The 23,553-nt window shown below is 62.4% G+C and carries 19 protein-coding genes; 10 read left to right on the top strand and 9 right to left on the bottom strand.

The genetic code is table 11. The annotated features are described in order from the left end of the window. Positions 1-240: 240 nt before the first annotated feature. The 3 genes from nrdA (at position 241) to yfaE (ending at position 4,119) form a co-directional block, all read left to right on the top strand. Complete coding sequence (nrdA, locus tag ACWPWQ_RS12225) at positions 241-2,508, top strand: class 1a ribonucleoside-diphosphate reductase subunit alpha (protein WP_162519121.1); 2,268 nt, start codon at positions 241-243, stop codon at positions 2,506-2,508. A gap of 83 nt (positions 2,509-2,591) precedes the next feature. Then, complete coding sequence (gene nrdB / locus ACWPWQ_RS12220) at positions 2,592-3,725, top strand: class Ia ribonucleoside-diphosphate reductase subunit beta (protein WP_454009884.1); 1,134 nt, start codon at positions 2,592-2,594, stop codon at positions 3,723-3,725. 73 nt (positions 3,726-3,798) lie between these two features. Then, positions 3,799-4,119, top strand: coding sequence for a class I ribonucleotide reductase maintenance protein YfaE (gene yfaE, locus ACWPWQ_RS12215; RefSeq protein WP_404836496.1), 321 nt, complete (start codon positions 3,799-3,801; stop codon positions 4,117-4,119). 111 nt (positions 4,120-4,230) lie between these two features. Here the strand turns inward: yfaE and mltA are convergent, their stop codons facing one another. Next, complete coding sequence (gene mltA, locus ACWPWQ_RS12210; RefSeq protein WP_404836497.1) at positions 4,231-5,382, bottom strand: murein transglycosylase A; 1,152 nt, start codon at positions 5,380-5,382, stop codon at positions 4,231-4,233. 150 nt (positions 5,383-5,532) lie between these two features. On the opposite strand from mltA, the gene ACWPWQ_RS12205 reads away from it, so the two are divergent. Further along, positions 5,533-5,784: a DUF1289 domain-containing protein gene (locus ACWPWQ_RS12205; protein ID WP_139434392.1), complete on the top strand. Its 252-nt coding sequence runs from the start codon at positions 5,533-5,535 to the stop codon at positions 5,782-5,784. A gap of 79 nt (positions 5,785-5,863) precedes the next feature. On the opposite strand, the gene fruA is transcribed toward ACWPWQ_RS12205, so the two are convergent. Genes fruA through fruB form a run of 3 tightly spaced genes read right to left on the bottom strand, consistent with a single transcriptional unit; the run spans position 5,864 to position 9,686 of the window. After that, complete coding sequence (fruA, locus tag ACWPWQ_RS12200) at positions 5,864-7,600, bottom strand: PTS fructose transporter subunit IIBC (protein ID WP_454009883.1); 1,737 nt, start codon at positions 7,598-7,600, stop codon at positions 5,864-5,866. Beyond that, complete coding sequence (gene pfkB, locus ACWPWQ_RS12195) at positions 7,597-8,586, bottom strand: 1-phosphofructokinase (protein WP_454009882.1); 990 nt, start codon at positions 8,584-8,586, stop codon at positions 7,597-7,599. Before pfkB ends, fruA begins: the two co-directional genes overlap by 4 nt. Further along, positions 8,586-9,686, bottom strand: a complete 1,101-nt coding sequence (gene fruB, locus ACWPWQ_RS12190) for a fused PTS fructose transporter subunit IIA/HPr protein (protein ID WP_454009881.1) — start codon at positions 9,684-9,686, stop codon at positions 8,586-8,588. The genes pfkB and fruB overlap by 1 nt, the downstream gene beginning before the upstream one ends. 306 nt (positions 9,687-9,992) lie before the next feature. On the opposite strand from fruB, the gene cra reads away from it, so the two are divergent. The 3 genes from cra (at position 9,993) to ACWPWQ_RS12175 (ending at position 12,937) form a co-directional block, all read left to right on the top strand. Further along, a complete protein-coding gene (gene cra / locus ACWPWQ_RS12185) occupies positions 9,993-10,991 on the top strand; it encodes a catabolite repressor/activator (protein ID WP_454009880.1) in 999 nt (332 codons plus the stop codon). Positions 10,992-11,294: 303 nt separating this feature from the next. Continuing rightward, positions 11,295-12,488: an aromatic amino acid transport family protein gene (locus ACWPWQ_RS12180; protein ID WP_454009879.1), complete on the top strand. Its 1,194-nt coding sequence runs from the start codon at positions 11,295-11,297 to the stop codon at positions 12,486-12,488. A gap of 221 nt (positions 12,489-12,709) precedes the next feature. Continuing rightward, on the top strand, positions 12,710-12,937 hold the full coding sequence (locus ACWPWQ_RS12175) for a DUF3955 domain-containing protein (RefSeq protein WP_404836502.1): 228 nt from the start codon (positions 12,710-12,712) through the stop codon (positions 12,935-12,937). A 158-nt stretch (positions 12,938-13,095) separates the two neighbouring features. Here ACWPWQ_RS12175 and ACWPWQ_RS12170 read toward each other — a convergent pair whose 3' ends face one another. After that, complete coding sequence (locus ACWPWQ_RS12170; protein ID WP_454009906.1) at positions 13,096-16,197, bottom strand: MGH1-like glycoside hydrolase domain-containing protein; 3,102 nt, start codon at positions 16,195-16,197, stop codon at positions 13,096-13,098. Positions 16,198-16,720: 523 nt separating this feature from the next. Between ACWPWQ_RS12170 and ACWPWQ_RS12165 the strand changes: the two genes are divergently transcribed. Further along, positions 16,721-17,653 carry a LysR family transcriptional regulator gene (locus ACWPWQ_RS12165; protein ID WP_454009878.1) on the top strand — a complete coding sequence of 311 codons (933 nt, stop codon included), beginning with the start codon at positions 16,721-16,723 and terminating at the stop codon, positions 17,651-17,653. Between the two features lie 143 nt (positions 17,654-17,796). On the opposite strand, the gene ACWPWQ_RS12160 is transcribed toward ACWPWQ_RS12165, so the two are convergent. Continuing rightward, on the bottom strand, positions 17,797-19,197 hold the full coding sequence (locus ACWPWQ_RS12160; RefSeq protein ID WP_139434368.1) for a DEAD/DEAH box helicase: 1,401 nt from the start codon (positions 19,195-19,197) through the stop codon (positions 17,797-17,799). A 318-nt stretch (positions 19,198-19,515) separates the two neighbouring features. On the opposite strand from ACWPWQ_RS12160, the gene ACWPWQ_RS12155 reads away from it, so the two are divergent. Beyond that, entirely contained in the window at positions 19,516-20,328 is an 813-nt protein-coding gene (locus ACWPWQ_RS12155) for a substrate-binding periplasmic protein (protein WP_454009905.1), read from the top strand. Between the two features lie 83 nt (positions 20,329-20,411). Here the strand turns inward: ACWPWQ_RS12155 and aroC are convergent, their stop codons facing one another. Continuing rightward, complete coding sequence (gene aroC, locus ACWPWQ_RS12150) at positions 20,412-21,500, bottom strand: chorismate synthase (protein WP_319918159.1); 1,089 nt, start codon at positions 21,498-21,500, stop codon at positions 20,412-20,414. A 16-nt stretch (positions 21,501-21,516) separates the two neighbouring features. Further along, positions 21,517-22,452, bottom strand: coding sequence for a 50S ribosomal protein L3 N(5)-glutamine methyltransferase (gene prmB / locus ACWPWQ_RS12145; protein WP_427229213.1), 936 nt, complete (start codon positions 22,450-22,452; stop codon positions 21,517-21,519). Positions 22,453-22,517: 65 nt separating this feature from the next. On the opposite strand from prmB, the gene smrB reads away from it, so the two are divergent. Next, positions 22,518-23,042, top strand: a complete 525-nt coding sequence (gene smrB / locus ACWPWQ_RS12140; RefSeq protein ID WP_042650147.1) for an endonuclease SmrB — start codon at positions 22,518-22,520, stop codon at positions 23,040-23,042. Between the two features lie 40 nt (positions 23,043-23,082). Here smrB and ACWPWQ_RS12135 read toward each other — a convergent pair whose 3' ends face one another. Then, complete coding sequence (locus ACWPWQ_RS12135; protein WP_202045810.1) at positions 23,083-23,493, bottom strand: SRPBCC family protein; 411 nt, start codon at positions 23,491-23,493, stop codon at positions 23,083-23,085. Positions 23,494-23,553: the final 60 nt, after the last annotated feature.

Here is a 23,553-nt window from a genome sequence, read left to right as displayed (position 1 = left end):
AAAACCCACTCACTGTGAGCAGTCACTAACTCGAACCCGAACACCCACAATTTATCCACAGCTAATGCGTTATCCACAGATTGCAATGCCGTGCCGACCTCACTATCTTGTAGTTCGAATTTAAAATAACACTATATCTTGTGATTCATGGCGCACTTCGCCCCCAGGCCACCCTACAGAAGGGAACCCTGGATGCTGGGCGCCATGGTTTTTCGGGAATCAACTAAAGGTCATCAGCCAATGAACTTGTTTGTGACGAAGCGTAACGGCCACAAAGAACCCATCGATCTGGATAAAATTCACCGCGTGCTCGACTGGGCAGCCGAGAAGCTCGACAACGTGTCGGTCTCCCAGGTGGAGCTCAAGTCCCACATCCAGTTCTATGACGGTATCCGTACCGCCGACATCCACGAAACCGTCATCAAGGCCGCTGCTGACCTGATCTCCGAACAGAGCCCGGATTACCAGTACATGGCCGCCCGCCTGGCCATCTTCCACCTGCGCAAGAAGGCCTACGGCCAGTTCGAGCCGCCCCACCTCTACCAGCACGTCGCCCGTCTGGTGGACATGGGCAAGTACGACAAGCACCTGCTGACCGACTATACCCAGGCCGAATTCGAGGAGCTCAACGCCCACCTCGACCACTGGCGTGACATGGACTTCTCCTACGCGGCGGTCAAGCAGCTGGAAGGCAAGTACCTGGTGCAGAACCGCGTCACCGGCGAAATTTACGAGAGCCCGCAGTTCCTCTACATCCTGGTGGCGGCCTGCCTCTTCTCCAAGTATCCGAAAGATACCCGTCTGGACTACATCAAGCGTTTCTACGATGCGGTCTCGACCTTCAAGATCTCCCTGCCCACCCCCATCATGAGCGGCGTGCGCACCCCGACCCGTCAGTTCAGCTCCTGCGTGCTGATCGAGTGCGATGACAGCCTGGATTCCATCAATGCCACCGCCAGCGCCATCGTCCGTTATGTCTCCCAGCGCGCCGGCATCGGCATCAACGCCGGACGCATCCGTGGTCTGGGCAGCCCCATCCGTGGCGGCGAAGCCTTCCACACCGGCTGCATCCCCTTCTACAAGTACTTCCAGACTGCCGTGAAGTGCTGCTCCCAGGGCGGCGTGCGCGGCGGTGCCGCCACCCTCTTCTACCCCCTGTGGCACACCGAGGTGGAGAGCCTGCTGGTACTGAAGAACAACCGCGGCGTGGAAGAGAACCGGGTCCGTCATATGGACTACGGGGTGCAGATCAACAAGCTGATGTACCAGCGCCTCATCAAGGGCGGCGACATCACATTGTTCTCCCCGTCCGATGCACCTGGCCTGTACGACGCCTTCTTCGCGGATCAGGACAAGTTCGAGCAGCTCTACGTCAAGTACGAGCAGGATCCGTCCATTCGCAAGAAGACCCTCAAGGCGGTGGATCTCTTCTCCCTGATGATGCAGGAGCGCGCCGGCACCGGTCGCATCTACATCCAGAACGTGGATCACTGCAACACCCACAGCCCGTTCGATCCGGCCGTGGCCCCGGTGCGCCAGTCCAACCTCTGCCTCGAGATTGCGCTGCCCACCAAGCCGCTCAACAACGTGGATGACGAAGAGGGCGAGATCGCCCTGTGCACCCTGTCTGCCTTCAACCTGGGTGCCATCGAGAAGCTGGAAGACCTGGAAGAGATGGCAGACCTCGCCGTGCGCGCCCTGGATGCCCTGCTCGACTATCAGGACTACCCCCTCAAGGCCGCGATGAAGGGCAGCATGAACCGCCGTACCCTGGGGATAGGCGTCATCAACTACGCCTACTACCTGGCCAAGAACGGTGCCCGCTACTCCGACGGTTCCGGTCTGGCCCTGACCCACCGCACCTTCGAGGCGATCCAGTACTACCTGCTGAAGGCCTCCGTGCAGCTGGCCCGCGAGTTCGGCCCCTGCCCGGCCTTCAACGAGACCACCTACGCCCAGGGGATCCTGCCCATAGATACCTATAAAAAGGATCTGGATGTGCTGTGCAACGAGCCGCTGCACCTCGACTGGGAAAGCCTGCGTGAAGAGATCAAGACAGTGGGTCTGCGCAACTCCACCCTGACCGCACTGATGCCAAGCGAGACCTCCAGCCAGATCTCCAACGCCACCAACGGCATAGAGCCGCCCCGTGGTCTGGTGTCGGTCAAGGCTTCCAAGGACGGCATCCTCAAGCAGGTGGTGCCCGAGTACCATCGCCTGAAGGATCAGTACGAACTGCTGTGGAAGCAGCCGAGCGTCGATGGCTACCTGCAGCTGGTCGGCATCATGCAGAAGTTTGTGGATCAGGCGATCTCCGCCAACACCAACTACGACCCGGCCCGTTTCGAAGGCAACAAGGTCCCGATGAAGCAGCTGCTCAAGGACTTGCTGACCGCCTACAAATACGGCCTCAAGACCCTGTACTATCACAACACCCGTGATGGTGCGGACGATGCCCAGACCGATCTGCAAGACGACGGTTGCGCCGGCGGGGCTTGTAAAATATAAGTCGCAGCACGATCTGATGAACCGGGCGGGAGCATGAAGCTCCCGCCCTCCTGTTTCCTCTCATTCAAGACATTCAAATCACCATGGCTTATTCAACTTTCTGCCAGACCCAGAACGACCAGCTCAAGGAGCCGATGTTCTTCGGCCAGTCGGTCAATGTGGCCCGTTATGATCAGCAAAAGCACGACATCTTCGAGCGGCTGATCGAGAAGCAACTCTCCTTCTTCTGGCGTCCGGAAGAGGTGGATGTGTCCCACGATCGCATCGACTACCAGGCCCTGCCGCCCCACGAGCAGCACATCTTCATCTCCAACCTGAAGTACCAGACCCTGCTGGACTCCATCCAGGGCCGCAGCCCGAACGTGGCGCTGCTGCCCCTGGTCTCCATCCCGGAGCTGGAGACCTGGATCGAGACCTGGGCCTTCTCCGAGACCATCCACTCTCGCTCCTACACCCACATCATTCGCAACATCGTCAACAACCCGGGACAGGTGTTCGACGACATCGTCACCAACGAGCAGATCCTGAAGCGCGCCGGCTCCATCAGCCACTTCTACGACGATCTGATCGAGGCAACCGCGCTCTATCACCTGCACGGTGAAGGGAGCCACAAGGTGGGCGGCCGCGAGGTCTCCATCAGCCTGCGGGAGCTGAAGAAGAAGCTCTATCTGTGCCTGATGAGCGTCAATGCCCTGGAGGCGATCCGCTTCTATGTGAGCTTCGCCTGCTCCTTTGCCTTCGCCGAGCGCGAGCTGATGGAGGGCAACGCCAAGATCATCAAGATGATCGCCCGCGACGAGGCCCTTCACCTCACGGGGACCCAGCATATGCTGAACCTGATGCGCAGCGGCCAGGACGACCCCGAGATAGCCGAGATTGCCGCCGAGTGCGAGCAGGCCTGCTTCGAGATCTTCAAGGAAGCGGCCGAGCAGGAGAAAGAGTGGGCCGAGTACCTGTTCCAGGACGGCTCCATGATCGGTCTGAACAAGGACATCCTCTGCCAGTACGTGGAGTACATCACCAACCTGCGGATGGCGGCGGTCGGCCTGCAGCCAGCCTTCATTGGTGCCAAGCAAAACCCCATTCCCTGGATCAACACCTGGTTGTCCTCCGACAACGTGCAGGTGGCCCCCCAGGAAGTGGAGGTGAGCTCCTACCTGGTCGGCCAGATCGACAGCGAAGTGCACGCAGACGATCTCGGTGATTTCGAGCTGTGAGTCAGCTGCCCGAACCGCTGGCCAGTCGCACTCGCAGCGAAGTGCACCCAGACGTTCTGGGGTACGCCGCGCCGTGAGTGACGCCACCAACACGCTGACCCCCGCCCCCTGCTCTGCCCCCGCGCAGAGCGAGGCGGGTTCGCCACGGGTGCATACCCAGGATGACGTGCTGCACGCCCATCCCGGCGAGAGCCTGCTGGAGACCCTGGAGCGCCACGGTCACAGGGTGGAGTTTCAGTGCCGCAGCGGCTATTGCGGTGCCTGCCGCACCCCCTTGCTGGCAGGCAGAGTGCACTACCCCAGCGTGCCGCTGGCGTTTGTCTCCCCAGGGGAGTGCCTGCCCTGCTGCTGCAAGCCGGTCGGGGCCATCCGGCTGGATATCCAGAAGGGCTGACGCCCAAGCTGGCAACTCGCGCAAAACAAAAAGCCGCCGGAGCAATCCGGCGGCTTTTTGTTGCGTCATCTGCAGAGGGCGCCCTGTGCAGGCGCCCGATCCATCAAAGGGTCACAGCCAGGGGGCGGCGGTCGGCCCGTGATGCAGGCCCAGCTTCCAGACCCGGCCGAAGTGCTTGTAGTGACCGGCGGCCACCCCGGCCTTCTCCCCCATGCCGTGATAGAGATCGAGGTGACCCTTCTTCACGGCGCCGCCCACGTCCAGCGCGATCAGCAGGCGCAGCTGGTGTTTGCCAGTCCAGTTGCCGGCCTTGTCGAGCAAGGGCACTTCCGCGAGGATCGGGGTCCCCATGGGCAGCAGCGTCTTGTCGGCGGCCACTGCCGCCATGGGCAGCAGCGGAATGCCGGCGGCCCCCACCACGTCATTGGTGGGGCGACGCTCGAAGAAGACGTAGGAGGGGTTCTGCTCCACCAGCTCCTTGACGTTCGCCTCCGGCTGGCGGCTCGCCCACTCCTTGATGGCCTTCATGGACATCTGCTCCTTGGGCACCTCGCCCCGATCGATCAGCACCCGGCCGATACTCACGTAGCCGTGGCCGTTCTTGCCGCCGTAGCCCAGGTATTGCAGCCTGTCGTCATCCCCGTAGTGGACAAAGCCCGAGCCCTGCACGTCCATCAGGAAGTTGTCGATGAGGGACTTGCTGTAGCCAAGCTCCAGCCCACGGTTGGCCAGGGCCCCCTGATGGATCTCGGCCCGGCTCGGACAACGACCGCCACATCTGGGCATGGCATAGATGGGGTACTTGTACTTGGCATCCGGGCGGTGACGCACCTCCAGCACCGGCGAGTAGTAGCCGGTGAAGAGCACGTTGCCCATGCGATCGGCGCCGCCGAGCTGGGCCAGGCTGATGCCGTACTGGGTGATATGGGCAGGATCACCGCCATTGGCCACCCAGCGGGAGAGCTGGCGATAGAGCTCGCCGTAGCGACGGGTCATCTTGCCGGAGCGCTCCAGCACCAGCCGGCTCTGGGGGCCGAACTTGCTGTAGTCGGCGCGCTGATGGCTGTTGACCCGCTCCACCCGCACCAGATCCCCGGGCAGGGCACCATCCAGATACTGCTTGCCCAGATTCTCCGGCACCTCGCAGTTCAGAAAACATCCGGATCCCGCCTTCTTCTGGGGCACCTTGGCGGGTTCAGGGTTGCCCGCACAACCGGCCAGTCCCACCACGGCGGCGGCCAGCCAGTACGCATGTTTATTCATATGTCCTCATATAACACCGAGCATCATGTTCGGCGGGGAAGATGCCAAATTTGCCGGGGGAAAGCAAACGCCATCCGCCCCCGGACGCCCTATTTCTCCAAAGGGGATCTTCTGGGTTATAACAAGGTGACAAGATGTGAGAGGTCGTGGATGGAACAGCTCGAAATCTTCCCCCTGACAAGCCCCTGTGTCGGGGTCTGTGAAGTGAACAACAAGGGATATTGCAAGGGGTGCCTGCGCAGCCGGGAGGAGCGCTTCAACTGGCTCGTCATGACCCCGACCCAGCAGCAGGAGGTGATGCGCCTGTGCCGCAATCGCAAGGCGCGGGTCGAGGCCGCCCGTCGCAAGGCCAGAGAGGGTGAGCCCGTCGAGCCGCCATCGCAACCTGGCTGGGATTTCTGACCCCTTCCCTGCCCTCTTTCTGCCCACCAAAACAGAGGCGGCCCGCAGGCCGCCTTGTCATTCATCGGATGGATGCCAGTCAGGCCGTTGCCAGCCTGGCCTGCTCCTCGCCGCGCTTGAGCATGGCGTAGGAGACGCCGGTCAGGAGCGACCCCGCCGCAATCGCCAGGATATACATCATCACGTGGCTGATGGCGTTCGGGATGAAGAGCACGAACAGACCGCCGTGGGGCGCCACCAGTTCGCAGCCGAACAGCATGGAGAGCGCACCGGTAAGAGCGCCGCCCACCATGCAGGCCGGGATGACCCGCATCGGATCCTTGGCCGCGAAGGGAATGGCCCCCTCGGAGATGAAGCACAGACCCAGCACGAAGGAGGCCTTGCCCGCTTCCTGCTCCGCCTTGATGAACTTCTTGCTGGCCAGGAAGGTCGCTATCCCCATCCCCAGGGCCGGCACCATGCCAGCGGCCATCACCGCAGCCATGGGGGCATAGGTCTTGGAGGCGAGCAGTCCGACCCCGAAGGCGTAGGCCGCCTTGTTGACCGGGCCACCCATGTCGAAGCACATCATGGCGCCGATGATGACACCCAGCAGCACGGCGTTGGCGGAGCCCATGTTGTTGAGGAACTCTGTCATGGCATTCATGATGCCGGCCACAGGGCCGCCCACCACGTAGATCATCACGAGACCGGTGAACAGGCTGGCCACCAGCGGAATGATGAGGATGGGCTTGAGCGCTTCCAGGGTCACCGGCAGGCGCACCTTGTCACTCAGGTACTTGGCGCTGTAACCGGCGAGAAAACCGGCGACTATGCCGCCGAGGAAACCGGCGCCCAGCGAACTTGCCAGCATGCCGCCAATCATGCCGGGGGCGAGACCCGGACGGTCGGCGATGGAGTAGGCGATGTAACCGGCCAGCACCGGGATCATCAGGGCGAAGGCGGAGCCGCCGCCGATCTTCATCAGGGCCGCCGCGAGCGTCCCCTCTTCCTTGAACGCCTCGATGCCGAAGATGAAGGAGAGCGCGATGATGAGACCACCGGCCACAACCATGGGCAGCATGAAGGAGACACCGGTCAGCAGGTGCTTGTAGGGGCCGGCCTTCTCCTCTTTCTTGGCCGCGGCGGCGCCGCTGTGGCGATAGGTCTTCGCCTCTGTCCACGCCTTGTCGAGCTCGGCGCGGGTCTTCTTCAGGGCAGCCCCCGTGCTGGTGCGATAGACGGGCTTGCCGTCGAAGCGGGCCATGTCCACCTCGATGTCGGTGGCGAGGAACACCAGATCGGCGGCGGCTATCTCGTCCGCGGTCAGGGCGTTCTGGGCACCGACCGAGCCCTGGGTTTCGACGCGGATCTGATGGCCCAGCTGCTTGGCCATGGTCTCCAGTGCCTCAGCCGACATGAAGGTGTGAGCCACCCCGGTCGGACAGGCGGTGACCGCAACGATGCGCTTGGCTCCGCTGGCCGCCTTGGCGGCCACATTGGCAACCACGGGGGCGGACTGGTGACGATAGAGGCTGGCACCGCTCGCGGCGGCCTCCAGCAGGGCGGCAGGATCCTGCAGCGCCAGATCCATGCTCCCCTGATAGAGGCGCTTGCCGTCATAGGCGGCGAGATCCACCGGGGCGCTTGCCACCACCAGCACCAGGTCGGCGGCGGCGATCTGCTCTTTCGAGGGAACCTGACGGGGCTGCACGCTGGAGCCGACGTCGAGGGTAAGCTCCCAGCCCGCCAGCTTGGCCTGCTGTTCTATCCGTTTTGCAGCGAGAAAGCTGGTGGCAATGCCCGCCGGGCAAGCCGTAACCAGAATTGCTTTCATTGGGCATCTCCTGAGTGTGTCATCGAAAGGGGGTTGGATTGAGCCGGTGCCAGCGCATCCAGACGCTGTACGCGCACCTGCTCGAGTAAGGGGTTGAGCACCTTGATATCGTCAAAGCCGACCGCCACCTGGCTCACCGCCAGGGCAGAGACGGCGGTGGCCAGGCGCAGGGTCTGCTCCGGCGCCCAGCCAAGGCTGAGGCCATGGGCCAGCCCCGCCACCAGAGAGTCGCCGGCACCCACTGTGCTGACGACCTGCATGCGCGGCGGAATGGCCTGCCAGACGGCATCGGGCGCAAACCAGATGAGGCCGTCGGCGCCATTGGAGATCACCACATGGGGGATCCCGCTGGCCTGCAGGGCACGGGCACACTCGGCCTGATCGGCGAGGGTCTTGATGGGGCGACCTGCCCATTGCTCAAGTTCTTCCAGGTTGGGCTTGACCAGGGTCGGCGCCGCCTTGATGCCCTCGCTCAGGGCCGCGCCGCTGCAATCGAAGATCACCTGCTTGCCCTTGGCCTTGAGCAGGCGAATAAGCCGGGCGCAGTAATCGGGGGCCACCCCCTTGGGCAGGCTGCCCGCCAGCACGAACCAGTCGGCGCGCGGCGCCAGCCGCGCTATTTCGGCCTCCAGCGCGGCTACTTCCGACTGACGCACGTCAAGCCCAGGCAGATTGAGATCCGTGACCCGGCCCGATTGCTCGGAGATCTTGACGTTGATGCGGGTGCTGCCCGCCACGCGCACAAAATGGTCTTCCAGATCGCGCGTCTCGAACAGGGAGACGAAACTCTGCTGGTTGCCCTCGCCGAGCCAGCCGGTCAGGCCCACGTCGCGGCCGAGATCTTTCAAGACCATGGCGACGTTGATCCCCTTGCCCGCGGCGCGCAAGTTGGCTTCGCTCACCAGGTTCACCTCGCCGAGGCTCATGGCGCCCAGGCGGGCGGTGAGATCCAGCGCGGGATTGAGGGTGATGGTAACGATGTCCATCAGTGCGCCCCCTCGCCCAGACCGGCGGCAATGGCCTCACCTATCCCCTTGAGGGCCGCCTCGGCATCCGCCCCTTCGGCGCGAAACGCCAGACGGTGACCACACTTGACGCCAAGACCAATGACCTTCATCAGGCTCTTGGCGGAGACGGCTTCACCGCTGCCATCCAGGTTCGCCACGCGAATGTCGGATGCATACTCCTTGGCCACCTTGACCAGCATGGCGCCCGGACGAGCGTGCAGGCCATGGGGGTTGATGATGGTGAAGGTGTCGGAGAGACCGCTCGCCGGACCTGCCTGCAGCATGGCCAGACCGTCGCTCCCTGCGAGCGTCCCGAGCTGACCGGCGGCAGCCAACTTGGCCAGGTTGTCCAGCTGGGGCAGATGGCTGCTATCTGCGGCACACAGCAGCAGCAAGGCGTTTACCGGTAATTCACCCGCTGTCAGCGCACTGCTCGGGGTCGCCAGCACCCAGCCGGTCTGGGCCGCTTGCGCACGGGCCAGCCAGACCCCATCCCCCAGATAGGCGGGCTCGCTTGCCAGCAGGGAGGTCACCATGGCGGCCTCCCCCCAACCGGCAGATTTGGCGCGGGCGGCGGCCCCCAGCAGCAGCTGGTCGCGATCGTCGGCCGGGAAGTCGGCCAGGGTCAGGAATTGCACCTCTTTCACCGCGCTCGCACCGGTCAGGATGTTGATGATGGTCTCTTCATCGGTGGCTTCTCTCAATTGCGCGGCTGCCTGCTCGTCACCCAGCACATGGGTGAGCTGGCGCAAGATGCCCAGATGCTCATCGGACTTGGCGGCGATGCCGATGGCCACATAGGCAATCTGCCCCTCATCCCATTCGATCCCCTGGGGGAACTGGGCCACCATGACGCCGGTGCTTTTCACCAGATGACGGGTGTCCGTGGTGCCGTGGGGAATGGCGATGCCGCTGCCAAGGTAGGTGGCGTGCTGGGCTTCCCGCGCCAGCATGCCGTCCACATAACCGGCCTCCACCAGACCCGCTTCGGTCAGTTTGCCTGCCAGCAGGGCGATGGCGTCCGCCTTGGTCGCCACCGATTGTCCCAGCAGGATTTGCTGTCGCGCCAACTTCAACATAGAGATTCTCCATCAGGTCCGGCTTCGCCTCGCGGCACACCGGCTCAACTCAACTTGGATTTCGGGTAATTTGCCTGCTGACAATAGACGGGAATCTCCCCCCGGGTAGGCCGTCTCGGCATTTCCTGGTCGAACATTCATCGTTTACTGACAAGCTGAATCGTTTCACTTACACTCAGACTGAATCGTTTCAGCCAATTGTTCAAGATCCCACTGAGAGTGCTTTTCAATGATATGATCCCGCGCACACTTTTCGGTGCCCCCACCTGAAACCGTCGCGGGCCTTGCAACTCAAACAGAGCCAATATGATGAAACTGGATGAAATCGCCGCCCTGGCTGGTGTCTCGCGTACCACCGCCAGCTATGTGATCAACGGCAAGGCGGATCAATATCGCATCAGCCAGGCCACCCGTGACAAGGTGATGGCCGTGGTCCATGCCCACAACTATCAGCCGGACAGCCGCGCCGCCTCCCTGCGCGGCGGCCAGACCAGAACCCTAGGCTTCATCCTGCCGGACCTTGAGAACGCCAGCTACGCCAAGCTCGCCAAGCGCCTCGAGCAGGGGGCGCGAGCTCAGGGCTATCAGCTGCTCATCGTCTGCTCGGAAGACGAGCCGGATACCGAGAAGGAGCTGGCCCGGATGCTGGTCAGCCGCCATGTGGATGCACTGCTGGTGGCGAGCTGCCTGCCGCCGGCGGATCCTTTCTATCGGGAGCAGCAGGCCCATGGCGTGCAGATCCTGGCCATAGACCGGGCCCTGGCAGCCGACCACTTCATCACGGTGGCCAGTGAAAACCAGAAGGCGAGCTGCGATCTCACCGCCTCCCTGCTCACCCCCGCCCTTCGCCATGTGGCCCTGATCACCGCCCTGCCAGGTCTCACGATAAGCCAGGAGCGCCGCGCCGGTTTCGAGCAGGCGCTGAGCAGCCACGCCAGCGCCGCCCTGCTGCCCCCCCATGTCTGCGAGGGGGCCCACTTCTCCCGCGCCGAGGGTTATCGCCTGATCAAGGCGCTGCACCAGCGGCTCGGCCAGTTACCCGAGGCGCTGGTCGCCACCTCCTACATATTGATGGAGGGGGTGCTCGACTATCTGCTGGAGCTGGAGGCCGACATGAGCCGAATTGCCATGGCCACCTTCGGGGACGATCGGTTGCTGGACTTCCTCCCCTTTGGCATCAACTCCCTGCCCCAGCAGCACGACGCCCTGGCCGCCCAGGCCCTTGCCCTCGCCTTCGAGGCCATCAACGGCCACTACCGTGCTGGCCTGCACTGTGTAAGCCGCACCCTCAAGCGTCGCCGCTGACGCCCCTCACGTGCCGGCGCTCTCCTGCCACGCCGGCGCGCTTTTCCACCAGTCAACACCGCCTGCTGTCATCTTTTATTTCCACCTATTGCCACCTCGCAGTACAAAATCCGCCTTTACAGGCTTGTTTCCACTTTTTTGATCCGTTAACGTGGCAATCATCTTTTACAACCCACGGATTTTTCGTAACGATGCGTCCACTCCGATATTGCTAGCCTCCGGTCCCGCCCCCGGAGGCACCTGGCCGACACCGCCACTGGCACGCTTTTTTTACTACGCAGTTTCTCTATCTGGATGGACACCATGAATACCAAAACCCTGGGTTGCACCCTGCTCATCGCCGGCACCACCATAGGCGCCGGCATGCTGGCCCTGCCGCTGGCCTCCTCGTCCCTCGGCGGCCCCGCCACCCTGGCGCTGATGGTCGGGCTCTGGGCGCTAATGGCCTTCACCGCCATGCTGCAGGTGGAGGCCAGCCTCAATACCGGCAAGTGGTACCTGCACCAGCTGGCGGATCACCTGCTCGGCCCCTGGGGCAAGCGCATCGCCTCCTTCTGCATTTTGATGCTGTTCTACTCGCTCGCCTCCGCCTACATCAGCGGCGGCAGCAGCCTGCTGGCCCAGGCGCTGGCGGATGCGGGCACCACCGTCAGCCAGGAGCAGGCGGCCTGGGCCTTCACCCTGCTGTTCGGCGGCATGGTGTGCGTGGGCACCAAGCAGGTGGATTACCTCAATCGACTGATGTTCACCGTGAAACTGGTGATCATGGTAGGGGTGCTGGCGCTGCTGCTGCCCCGCGCCGAGGGGCAGCATCTGCTCTCCATGCCGCTCGGCCAGGGCTTGCTGCTGGCGGGCCTGCCGGTCATCTTCACCTCCTTCGGTTTCCACGGCTCCATCCCGAGCGTCATGCTCTACCTCGGCGACTGCCCCAAGCAGCTGCGCCGGGTCTTCGTGTGGGGCTCTGCCCTGCCGCTCATCCTCTACGTGCTGTGGCAGGTGGCGATCCTGGGCCTGCTCGGCCAGCAGAGCCTGATCCAGACCGGCGGGGCGCTCGACAGCCTGCTCGCCAGCGTTGGCAACCTGGTGAACTGGCCCGCCTTCAATCAGGCGATGCACCTGTTCGCCGATCTGGCGCTCGCCACCTCCTTCCTCGGGGTGACGCTCGGGCTGTTTGACTTCATGGCCAAGGTGACCCGCCGCAAGGACAACTGGCAGGGCCGCAGCCAGACCGGCATGATCACCTTCGTGCCCCCCCTGCTGTTTGCCCTCTACTTCCCGCAAGGTTTCATCATGGCGCTGGGTTACGCCGCCATCGCCCTGGCGGTGCTGGCGGTGCTGCTGCCGGTGACCCTGGTGTGGCAGAGCCGCAAGCAGGCCGAGGCGCACCATTACCGTGTCCCGGGCGGCGTGATTGCGCTCGGTCTCGCCGGCGCCATGGGGGTGCTGATCGTCGGCGTCCAGGTGAGCGTCAGCCTCGGCATGCTGCCCGCGCTCTGATCCTCATCCTTGGATGGAAAAAGAGAAGCCCCGCCAACCTGGCGGGGCTTTTTCGTTCCTGCTGACCCCTTTCACACGGCCGACGCTGGCGCTGGCAGACCCTGCCCCATGACTGAGCAATGCATCAGGCAGTCTGCCGCCAAAATGCTCTTTAGCCCCACTTCATATTCACTTCACTCTGCCATGACAGGCTGGGACCACTTCCAAGACCACGAGAGAATATGATGATGAAATTGGCGGCGCTGTTCACGGCACTCGGGGTGATCTCCCTCATCAGCTTCCAGCTGATCGGCTCATACGTGGATAGCCAGGGTTATCTGCACGAGCCGTTCGGCTTGTTGCCCATCGGCTTCCTGTTCATCTTCATGGGGATACTGCTCGCCCTCTTCGGCGCGCTCAGGGCGTTGTGCGGACAGAAACGCGCGAAAGCGGATAAGCAAGCCCGCTAAGGCGGCGCTGCAAACCGTTTCAGCCCTCGACTGAAACTCCGGACTCCCGGCGAACGGCACACACAGAAAAGCCCTGCCAAACTGGCAGGGCTTGTTCATTGGGCAGCATTCCTGGAGCCAGCCCCAGAGCCGGCGGCCCGGGGCTGTTTTGCGGCGACTTAACGAGCCGAGACGGTGATGCTGGCCAGATCGATCAGGTTGACCGATCCGCCCTGCCCGCCGGCATCGTTGTAGGTAGCGTTCGCCTTCAGATAGCTCATGTTATAGAAGTCACTCACCTGGATATCGTACTGTCCCGCCGGCACCGCGACGATGACGGGGGTAGAGTCGCGCAGCGGCTTGAGGTCGCCATCCTGCATCACGTGGGGCATCTGCACCACGCCGCTCGCGACCACCTTGCCATTGCTGAGCACGGATATCCGTTTCACCCCGTTGGTCACCCCCAGGTTGATGGCGTGCTGGGCGTTGCTGTATTGCAGACGAATGGCGAGCTTGCCATCCAGGGTGACGCCTCGCACCAGCAGGGTGTCTTCCGGGCGGCCCCAATCCTTCAGATAGGGCACGGGAATGGCCGCATCGGCCGCCGTGAGGGTGCCGGTATGCGAGACCGCGTCGGCATCGACAGCGATGCGTTGGCGTTCAGGCTGGTAGCACACCGGCTTGGCGTGATGGGAACGGTTGCCAGACTCGGGGTAGATGGCTTCCGCGCTGTAGCAATAGGCCATGCCCGGTTGCGGCGCCAGCTCGTCGACCCAATCCCTCGCCGCATCCAGCCCGGCGGCCACCAGCTTGCCATCCCGATAGATGTTGTAGCTGAGCGCCCCCTGGTTGACGCTGTCTTGCAACGCGACGACCAGCTTGCCCCCTTGCTCGGTGACCCCCGATAGGGTGGGCTCTGTCGGGGCGAACACCTTGCGGTTCTCCACATCCAGCGGCGCCACGTCCTCGATCAGGCGGATCCCCTGTCCATCGGCCACCCCGGCGCCCAGCTGGACCTCGATCAGGTTGCTGGCCGCCAGCATCTCCTCGGTGATCAGCTCACCTACGGGGGCGCCATTGAGCAGGATGCCCCGCACCGGGTAGTAACTGCCCTCCTCCCCAACGTCGGGGAGCAGCAACTTGAGCTCTATCTGCTTGCCGCGGTAGTTCAGCCCCTTGAGCGCCGCTTCCGGCCTGGCCCCCATCAGCTTGTGCAGGTGCGCGGTGGCGAAGGGCGAGACCCGGATCCCCTGCTCCTCAATGTGGTAACCGAATAGAGTGCTGGTCACCATGCCGAGATAGCCGCCCACGGACCAGAGCTGGCGCTGAGAGTTGATAACCGGGCCCGTCAGGTCGGGATAAGTCAGATCCATCAAGGAGGGCTGACCGGAGAGCCATTCCAGGTTCTCCATGTTGGAGAGGTTGAGCGCGGCCCCGCGCATCAGGGAGTCGACATGGCGATCGGCCACGGCCACGTTCTGCACCCTGGCGGCGGCTTTCAGCCCATAGGCGGAGACGAAGGGCCAGATGGCGCGGTTATGGTAGACCGGCATGTCGGGCTGCTGCGGGAAATAAACCGGGGCGCCATAAGGCCCCATGGGGTAACGGCTGACGATCTCTCTGGCCTGCTCCTCGTCGGCAATGCCCGCCAGTATGGCAAGGGACTCCCCGAGCAGGTCGAACTTGTAGGCCGGGCTCGGATCCGTGCTGGTGTTGATCAGGCTGGCATACATCTTCTCATCCGTCAGCCAGAAGCCGTGATTGATGGCCTGCTTGAGCTCGGCCGCCCATTGGCTGTAGCGGGTCACCAGTTCATCCTGGCCCAGCTCGGTGGCCAGACGCGCCGCCAGCCTCAACCCCTGATAATGAAGCACGTTGGTGGAGAGGGACTTGCTGATGCCGATGTGGGCTATGTCTGCGGTGATCCACTTGGCATAGGTCTGATCACGCCAGTCGAGGAAGGATTGCTCCCCGCCATAGAGGCCATCACTCTCATCGAAGGCCGCCAGGCGATCGCTCTCTATGGTATTGCGCAACCCCTCGAACGCCTCGGGCAGGAAGGCACTGCGCTCCCCAGCAGGCAAGGCCGCCAGCACCTGCTCAGCCGCCAGCGCCCAGCCCATGCGGTCTGTGCTGATAGGCCAGCTGCCCCCCGTCCCCGTATCCTGAATGATCTGGCGTCCCTGCGGGATCAGGCCGTCGAGGCCCTGCTTCAGCTCGGCTCTGAAGTCGGAGAGCTTGAACTGCAAGGAGTTTCGCGCCCGTTGCGGATCCAGGACCCCCAGCCCCAGATCGGTGGCGTAGGAGAGATCCCGCGTCCAGACATAATGCCACTTGGCACCGGTTTCGAAGCAGTCACAGGGGATCGCCTGACCGCCGCCGTAACTGCCATCCTTGACCTGGGCCACGCTGTTTTGCCGTATCTCGTGCGTCGCCAGCGCAAACAGGGCGTCAAACACCATGTTTCCCGAGCGCAGTCGGGGCAGATCGGCCTGCTCCTGATACGTAGTGAAGCTATCCCCCGGATCCCGCAGCTCCTGGGTCGTCGACTGGGCATAGCCGCGATAGTCGGCCCCGGCCTGCTTGACCGAGAAGGTGGCGATTTCCTTGACCCCGGGTTTGTGGGTCTGGTACTCCAGCTTCTCGATAAGCTCATGCCCTTCATGAGGGTTGATCATGCCAAGATCCTCGTCGGTCGCCGCACTGACCAACAGCCAGGGAGCCTGCTCATCCTGACTCGCATCGAGGACAAACTTGTAATATCCCGCCTGCGACACCGACAGGGACGCCAGCTGGCAGCTGCTGTCACAACGCTGCATCCTGACGTTCTCATTCAATGAGATGGCGCCGACAGGAGCAAAGCCGATCCCATCCTGCGCGGACGCCATCTTTATCTTGTGCTCCCCCGGGGTCAGCTTGGCGACCACTACATAGCGTTTGTCACCCTGATAAACCATCTGTAAGAGAGGTTCGAGGTTGCCATCTACGCCCTTCAGGTAGAGGCTCTCGCCGTAATTGGGGTCATCACGCACCATGGCAAATTCGATGACGGGCGCCGTCAGATCGGCATTGATCACCTTGACCTGAATATCGAGCAGCCCTTTTTCAGTCACGACCAGACGGTTGTTCTGGCCGTTATTCTGGTAATACATGGGATAACGCTGATCGGGGAAAATACTGGTCTCTTTGCGGCTGTCAGCAGAAAAATCGGGATATTTTGTCCACTCCGGCCCCCCTACCTTGAAGGGCGACATGCCTGAATTCATCTTCAGGTTATCCAACCGATAGACCCCGTCTTTGAAGACCAGCTTGAATTTGTCAGCACGATCCCAGCCGCTGAATTCCCCGACCAGATAGAGATCGAAATCCCAGGGGGCCTTCACCTCTGGTTTGACCGTATTATCATTATTGGAAGATGAGCCGTTATCGTTACAGCCGGACAAGATGATGCCGCCGCATAATAATGCCACGGATAAAGCCAGTGGATTTATTTTCATATATTCCCTTCGTTACTTTATTTTTTGTTATTTGAATGACAACAATAAAAATTGTTTTCACAGCTTACACCCGCATGCCTGGAAGGAAACATAGATGAGCTGACTGGCGAGATAGATGTGCTCTATAACAGTATGAAATTGCGTGAGCGTGCGCACTAAAATAGCGCTATTGCCGGCCAAAACGAATGGAAAACAACGTGAAGAGACACACATAAAAACCATTTCTGGCGATACGGTGGCGATTGACAGTCTCGCATGCTTGCACTAGCGTTGCGCTCCGCCTGACCCTGAACGGACGCCGTTTCCCGTGGACAAACATCTAAGACAATTCATCGAGGTCGCGACCCACAAGAGTGTGAGTCTGGCAGCCAGACATATGGGGCTGAGCCAACCGACGCTGACCCACAACATGAAGAAACTCGAAGAGAGCTTGGACACGACCCTGCTGATCAGGCACGCCGGCGGCGTGACGCTGACCGCAGCCGGGGAGCTGCTGCTGACACAAGCCCGCGTGATGCAGCGGATCTATGATGATACCCTCAGGCGGCTCGCCATTCTTCGCGAGCGAGCGGCCCTGCCACTGAGAGTGGGTACCGGCCATGCCTGGTGGCAGCATGTGCTGCAACCTGTCACCCTGCACTATCGAGCAGCCAATCCATCCTGTGCCATCAATATCGAGGTCGGCAATCACCTGCGGCTATTGGATCTGCTCCTTGGCAATCATATCGACCTGTTTCTGGGACATGAGATCCATGGTCTGGATAAACATTACAGCCTGATATTCATCCCGTTATTTACCTCCAGCGATGCCATATTTGTCAGGGCCGGGCATCCCCTCCTGGGGAAAGTATGCAGCAAGCAGGAACTGGTAAATTACCCCAGCCTGTTGATCACCACGGATGAGCCGAAATATCTTCACCTAGTCGAGGACCTGGCAAGAAAAAAGCAAGATCAGGCAGCTATGCAGCTCAATGACAAAATCATTTATACCTGCAATTCGCTGATGGCCGGCATTGACATGGCAAATACCAGCAATGCCGTCATGCCTTATCCGGGCAGCATGGGGGGTTATTTCGCCCAATTCGGCATAGTCCCGCTCGACATGGACGAGGAATATAACAAGGGGGTGATCGGCATCTATATTTCTCGTGAGAAAATGGATGAGCCCCATATTCAGACCCTGTGCCAACAGATCCAGACTCAGGTCAGCAAGCATGACGTCTTGATGGCCACCTGCTGACGCCCGAGGCTGGCCCTCCCCGTCTTCGGCTGCCACCCCAGGCGCCCAGGATGGCGGCAAACGACGGACACAAAAAAGCCCTGCCAATCTGGCAGGGCTTTTTCTATCAACCGGTAGGGGGATGAGGGCGAACCCTCGGCCCCTTACTGGTTGTGGCTGGCGCGGCGGGGACGACGGGCCTGGGCCGGTTTGGCGGCACCATCGGCGGGACGCTGGCCACCTTGCGGCTTGGGCTTGCCACCGTTGCCGGTGCGGGCACCGCCTGCGTTGCCACCATTGGCGGAGCGACCTGCACCCTGACGCTGGCCTTGACCCTGCGGGCGCGGCGCACGGCGCTGCTCGCTCGGATCGCGGGGCTCTTTGCGCAGGGGCGCGCCGATACCACGGCTTATGTTATCGAGCGTCTCGCGGGAGGCTTCAAAACCGGCCACCTGCTCGCAAGGGATGTTCTGCTTGGTCAGACGCTCGATGGCCTTGATGAGCTTGCCTTCATCGGCAGCCACCAGGGAGATCGCATGACCGGCTGCGCCGGCACGGCCAGTACGGCCGATGCGGTGCACGTAGTCTTCCGCCACGTTGGGCAGCTCGAAGTTGACCACCTGCGGCAGCTTGTCGATGTCCAGACCACGGGCGGCGATGTCGGTCGCCACCAGCACCTTGACGCTGCCTTCCTTGAAACCGGCCAGGGCACGGGTACGGGCACCCTGGCTCTTGTTGCCGTGGATGGCGGCGGCGCTGACGCCGTTCTTGTCGAGGGTCTCGGCAACGCGGTTGGCCATGTGCTTGGTACGGGTGAACACCAGTACCTGCTGCCAGTCGTTGCTGGTGACCAGGTGGCTCAAGAGCGCGATCTTGTTGGCCTTGTCGCACGGGTGCACCAGCTGCTCGATGCGCTCGGCGGTACTGTTGCGCGGGGCCACTTCGATCACCGCCGGGTTGTCCAGCAGGCCGGTGGCCAGCTCGCGGATCTCTTCGGCGAAGGTGGCGGAGAAGAGCAGGTTCTGACGCTTCTTCGGCAACAGGGCCAGGATGCGACGGATGTCACGGATGAAGCCCATGTCGAGCATGCGATCCGCTTCGTCCAGCACCAGGATCTCCACTTCGTCGAACTTGACTGCGTTCTGGTTGTAGAGATCCATCAGGCGGCCCGGGCAGGCCACCAGCACGTCCAGACCACGGCGGGTTGCCATCATCTGCGGGTTGATGCTGACGCCGCCGAAGACGACGTGGCTGCGGATCGGCAGGTGCTTGCCGTAGTTGCGCACGCTCTCGCCCACCTGGGCGGCCAGCTCGCGAGTCGGCGTCAGCACCAGGGCACGAATGCGGTTCGGGGAGACCTTGCGCTTGCTCTCGGTGAGGCGCTGCAGCATCGGCAGGGTAAAGCCTGCGGTCTTGCCGGTCCCGGTCTGGGCGGCGGCCATCAGGTCACGGCCAGCCAGGACGGCCGGGATCGCTTGTTGCTGGATGGGAGACGGGGTGTCGTAGCCTTGCTCGGCAACGGCACGCAACAAGGGTTCGGCCAGACCGAGGGAAGTAAAACTCATAGTTACCTGCTAGGGATAGGGGCGCCGGGGATCTGTGGTGGGGCTCCTCTGCTGAGCCGATGCCATCTCACAGGATCTGGGCCTATAGAGAAAACAACGATTTCCCCGGGGAGCAGAGCAAAGGGGAAAGAATAGAGGCGCAGTCTAACGGAGTTGGCGCACTTACACGAGGAAAATGTGATACGCCTCCCAGCACGGCTGGAAATACCGACGCTGGCGGGGCAGAATGGCGATGATGATGCTCGCCAGGGTCCGTCCCTGCCCCTCCTGGGGCGCGAATTCATACCCTCACGACACGGAACAGGGAGGTTCTGCTTGATCAGGAGACATATTCAGGTCGCCATGCGCTCTGCCTTGAGCCTGGGCCTGCTGCTCACACTGAGCCTGCCTCTGGGCGCCAGGGAGACACTGTCGGTGGCCTGGAGCCACTGGCCCCCCTTCAGCCAGATCGATGCCGACGGCGAACTCGGCGGGCTGGACGTGACCCTGACCCGCCAGATCCTCCGCGGCGCCGATCTTGAGCCCGCGTTTCGCAATCTCCCCTGGGCCCGGGCCCTGCACCTCATGGCGCGCCAGCAGCTGGATGTCGCCATGGGGGCCCTGAAAACCCCGGAGCGGGCACGTTTCGCCCGCTTCTCGGCCCCCTACAGACGCGCCAGCTTCGTGCTGCTCAGCCACAAGGCGACCCCCGGGAGCCCAGATCGCTGGCAGGGGATAACGCACCTTGCGGATCTGTGCCAGCAGACGGGGCTGCGTCTTGGCAAGCTGAGGGGCACCCGCCCCCTGCCCCTGAGCGACGCCTGCCCCGCCCTTCGGCAGGCGAGCGAATACAACTCGGACGACAGGCTGATCGCCCTCCTGCTGGCGCGGCGCCTCGACGGGGTCATCATAGAGTGGCAATACGCCCGGCATCGGCTGGCCCAGCTCGGGGCAGAGGAGTTCACCCTGTGCCAGGTGCTGCTGCACCAGCAGCCGGTCAGCCTGATGTTTGCCAGCCAGGCGGTGAGCGACGCAGAGCTCGCCCGCATCGATGCCGCCATCGCTGCCCTCCCCCCGCCAGATGCAACCTTTGCCCCGCCGGTGTGCCGCCTCGATGGCAGCCAGCCCCGGGAGAAAGGCGCTCAGGGTTGAGAACCCCGCACAAACGAGAAAGGCGACCCTGGGGTCGCCTTTTTTGCAGAGCATGGTGATCAGCCGACAGCGCGGCTTGCCGATCAGCGCAGCTGCGGGGTCTGGGTATGCACACCCTGGTTCTGGGCGCGGTGGCGCAGCAGGTGATCCATCAGCACCAGGGCCAGCATGGCCTCGGCGATGGGCACGGCACGGATGCCGACACAAGGATCGTGACGACCCTTGGTGATCATCTCGGTGGCCTCGCCGCTGGTGTTGATGGTCTTGCCCGGCACAGTGATGCTGGAGGTGGGCTTGAGCGCCATGCTCACCACTATGTCCTGGCCGGAGGAAATGCCTCCCAGGATGCCGCCCGCATGGTTGCTGGCAAAGCCAGCCGGGGTCATCTCGTCGCGATGCTCGGAGCCTTTTTGCTCCACCACGGCGAAACCGTCACCAATCTCGACCCCCTTCACCGCATTGATGCCCATCATGGCGTGGGCGATGTCGGCGTCGAGGCGGTCGAACACCGGCTCCCCTAAGCCCACCGGCACGTTGCGCGCAATGACAGCCACCTTGGCGCCTATGCTGTTGCCCTCTTTCTTGAGGGCCCGCATGTACTCGTCGAGGGCCTCCAGCTTGCCCGCATCGGGGAAGAAGAAGGGGTTCTGCTCGATCTGGCTCTGGTCGAACGCCTCGGCCTTGATGGGGCCGAGCTGGGAGAGAAAACCCACTATCTCGATGCCGTGCATCTGCTTCAAGTACTTCTTGGCGATGGCCCCCGCCGCCACCCGCATGGCGGTCTCGCGGGCCGAGGAGCGGCCGCCGCCCCGGTAGTCACGCTGACCGTACTTCTGGTGGTAGGTGTAGTCGGCGTGGCCCGGGCGGAACAGGTCCTTGATCTCGGAGTAGTCCTTGGAGCGCTGATCGGTATTCTCGATGAGCAGCCCGATGGAGGTGCCCGTGGTGCGCCCCTCGAACACCCCGGCCAGGATCTTCACTTCGTCCGCCTCGCGGCGCTGGGTGGTGTAGCGGGAGGTGCCGGGCTTGCGCCTGTCCAGATCGATTTGCAGATCCGCTTCGCTTATCTCAAGCCCGGGGGGGCAGCCGTCGACCACGGCGCCGAGCGCCAGGCCGTGGCTCTCGCCAAAGGTGGTGACCCGAAAGAGTTGGCCAAAACTGTTCCCTGCCATGGGTGCTCCTTGCTGCTTAGCTCTTGTAAATCGCGAAATGGGGCTGGTACTGCTCGAGCTCTGCCTTGGTCATCACGAAGACGCCGTGACCGCCGTTCTCGAACTCGACCCAGGTGAAGGGCACGTCGGGGAACTGGGCTTCCAGATGGATCATGCTGTTGCCCACCTCGACCACCAGCACGCCATCATCCTTGAGGAAGTCGGCGGCATTGGCCAGGATGCGCTTGGTGAGCTTGAGGCCATCGGAGCCCGATGCCAGGGCCAGCTCCGGCTCGTGACGAAACTCTTCCGGCAGATCCGACATGTCCTCGGAGTCCACATAGGGCGGGTTGGAGACGATGAGATCGTACTTGTCGCCGGCGGGCAAGTCGCGCATCAGATCGGAGCGGATCGGGATGACCTGCTGCTCCAGGCCGTGGTCGTTGATGTTGCGCTCGGCCACATTGAGGGCATCGACGCTGATATCGATGGCATCCACTTCCGCATGGGGGAACTCATGGGCCATGATGATGGCGATGCAACCGGAGCCGGTGCACAAGTCCATGATCCGGGTCGGCTCTTCCTTCAGGAAGGGGGCGAAACGGTTGGCCACCATCTCGGCGATGGGGGAGCGCGGAATGAGCACCCGCTCGTCCACGTAGAACTCCCAACCCGCGTACCAGGCCTTGTTGGTCAGGTAGGCGGCCGGCACCCGCTCCTGCACCCGGCGGATGATGAGCTCGGCGATGCGGTGACGCTCGCTGGTGGTCAGGCGGGAGTGGCGCATGCCAGGATCCACGTCCGGCGGCAGATGTAACGCGGGCAGCACCAGTTGCACGGCCTCATCCCAGGCGTTGTCGGTACCATGTCCGTAGAAGATCCCGGCGTCGTTGAAACGACTCATGGCCCAGCGCAACATGTCCTGGATGGTGTGCATTTCGGCAACCACCTCGTCGATAAATATCTTGTCCAAATCCACCTCCAAGTCGAGTAATATCCGGCCCGAGAATTCTATACAGCGAGCAAGACGAGTACCTGATGAAAAAAACGCCCTCACCCACAGACGAGGAAAGCCTGCTGTTTCGTGATGCTGTCAAAGGTACCCGGAAAATTAAGCAAGATACCATAAGGGCCTCCTCAAGCCCGGTCAAGCAGAAACGCGAACTGCGTGAAAGCCGCGAAAAGCTTGGGGTTGACCACTTTTTCAGCGACGAGTACCAGCCTCATCTGGACGAAGAGGGCCCGACCCGTTTTGTGCGTGAAGACGTGTCAAAATTCGAGCTGAAAAAGCTCAAGCGCGGCCTCTATCCGCCGGAGATTTATCTTGATCTTCATGGCATGAGTCAGCTCCAGGCCAAGCAGGAGCTGGCCGCCCTGCTCACCCTGTGCCAAAAAGAGAATATTCACGTCGCCTCCGTGATGCACGGCATCGGCAAGCATGTGCTCAAGCAGCGCATTCCAAGCTGGCTGGCCCAGCACCCCAATGTGCGCGCCTTCCACCAGGCCCCGCGGGAATGGGGGGGCGAGAGTGCCATCCTGGTGCTGCTGGATATCGAGGAGTAACCCGGCGCCGGGCAAGAGACGGTTGAACGAAAAGCGCGCCTCAGGGCGCGCTTTCCATATAGCGTTTGAAGTTGTCGAGTATGCTCTGCCAGCCGGCACGCTGCTGCTCGCCGCTGTGTTCGGATTCGGCGTCGAACTCCTCGTGCACCCAGGTGCCTCCCTGATCCTCCACGAACCTCACCCTGACGGCCCGGCCGTCGTCCATGACGTAACCCAGGGAGGTTGGCGGCACCACCTCGGTGAAGGTGCCCTCGAAATCGAACCCCATGCTGCCATCCCGGGCGGCCATACGGTGACAGAAAAGCCCGCCGACCCGCAGATCCACCCTGCTGCCGGGGCAGTGCCACTCGGGGGAGGCGGCATTCCATGCCATGATGCTGGCGGGGGTGTTCCACCCCTCCCATACCAGAGCGACTGGCCGCTCGACCCGGACGCTGACGCTTATCTTCATCGATCTTCTCCTCTTGTCTCGATTCCCGACGCCCATGTGAAGCAGGGGTGTCGCCCCTTG

The organism is Aeromonas sp. Marseille-Q7275, assembly GCF_965119515.1.
This window is presented reverse-complemented; position numbering and strand designations above follow the sequence as displayed.

What these genes read in the sequence shown, in the direction of transcription:
- aroC (WP_319918159.1), bottom strand. Translation starts at nt 21,500, where the DNA reads ATGGCAGGGAACAGTTTTGGCCAACTCTTTCGGGTCACCACCTTTGGC.
- ACWPWQ_RS12180 (WP_454009879.1), top strand. Translation starts at nt 11,295, where the DNA reads ATGAATACCAAAACCCTGGGTTGCACCCTGCTCATCGCCGGCACCACC.
- fruA (WP_454009883.1), bottom strand. Translation starts at nt 7,600, where the DNA reads ATGAAAGCAATTCTGGTTACGGCTTGCCCGGCGGGCATTGCCACCAGC.
- nrdB (WP_454009884.1), top strand. Translation starts at nt 2,592, where the DNA reads ATGGCTTATTCAACTTTCTGCCAGACCCAGAACGACCAGCTCAAGGAG.
- fruB (WP_454009881.1), bottom strand. Translation starts at nt 9,686, where the DNA reads ATGTTGAAGTTGGCGCGACAGCAAATCCTGCTGGGACAATCGGTGGCG.
- ACWPWQ_RS12175 (WP_404836502.1), top strand. Translation starts at nt 12,710, where the DNA reads ATGATGATGAAATTGGCGGCGCTGTTCACGGCACTCGGGGTGATCTCC.
- ACWPWQ_RS12135 (WP_202045810.1), bottom strand. Translation starts at nt 23,493, where the DNA reads ATGAAGATAAGCGTCAGCGTCCGGGTCGAGCGGCCAGTCGCTCTGGTA.
- mltA (WP_404836497.1), bottom strand. Translation starts at nt 5,382, where the DNA reads ATGAATAAACATGCGTACTGGCTGGCCGCCGCCGTGGTGGGACTGGCC.
- ACWPWQ_RS12205 (WP_139434392.1), top strand. Translation starts at nt 5,533, where the DNA reads ATGGAACAGCTCGAAATCTTCCCCCTGACAAGCCCCTGTGTCGGGGTC.
- cra (WP_454009880.1), top strand. Translation starts at nt 9,993, where the DNA reads ATGATGAAACTGGATGAAATCGCCGCCCTGGCTGGTGTCTCGCGTACC.
- smrB (WP_042650147.1), top strand. Translation starts at nt 22,518, where the DNA reads ATGAAAAAAACGCCCTCACCCACAGACGAGGAAAGCCTGCTGTTTCGT.
- ACWPWQ_RS12160 (WP_139434368.1), bottom strand. Translation starts at nt 19,197, where the DNA reads ATGAGTTTTACTTCCCTCGGTCTGGCCGAACCCTTGTTGCGTGCCGTT.
- nrdA (WP_162519121.1), top strand. Translation starts at nt 241, where the DNA reads ATGAACTTGTTTGTGACGAAGCGTAACGGCCACAAAGAACCCATCGAT.
- pfkB (WP_454009882.1), bottom strand. Translation starts at nt 8,586, where the DNA reads ATGGACATCGTTACCATCACCCTCAATCCCGCGCTGGATCTCACCGCC.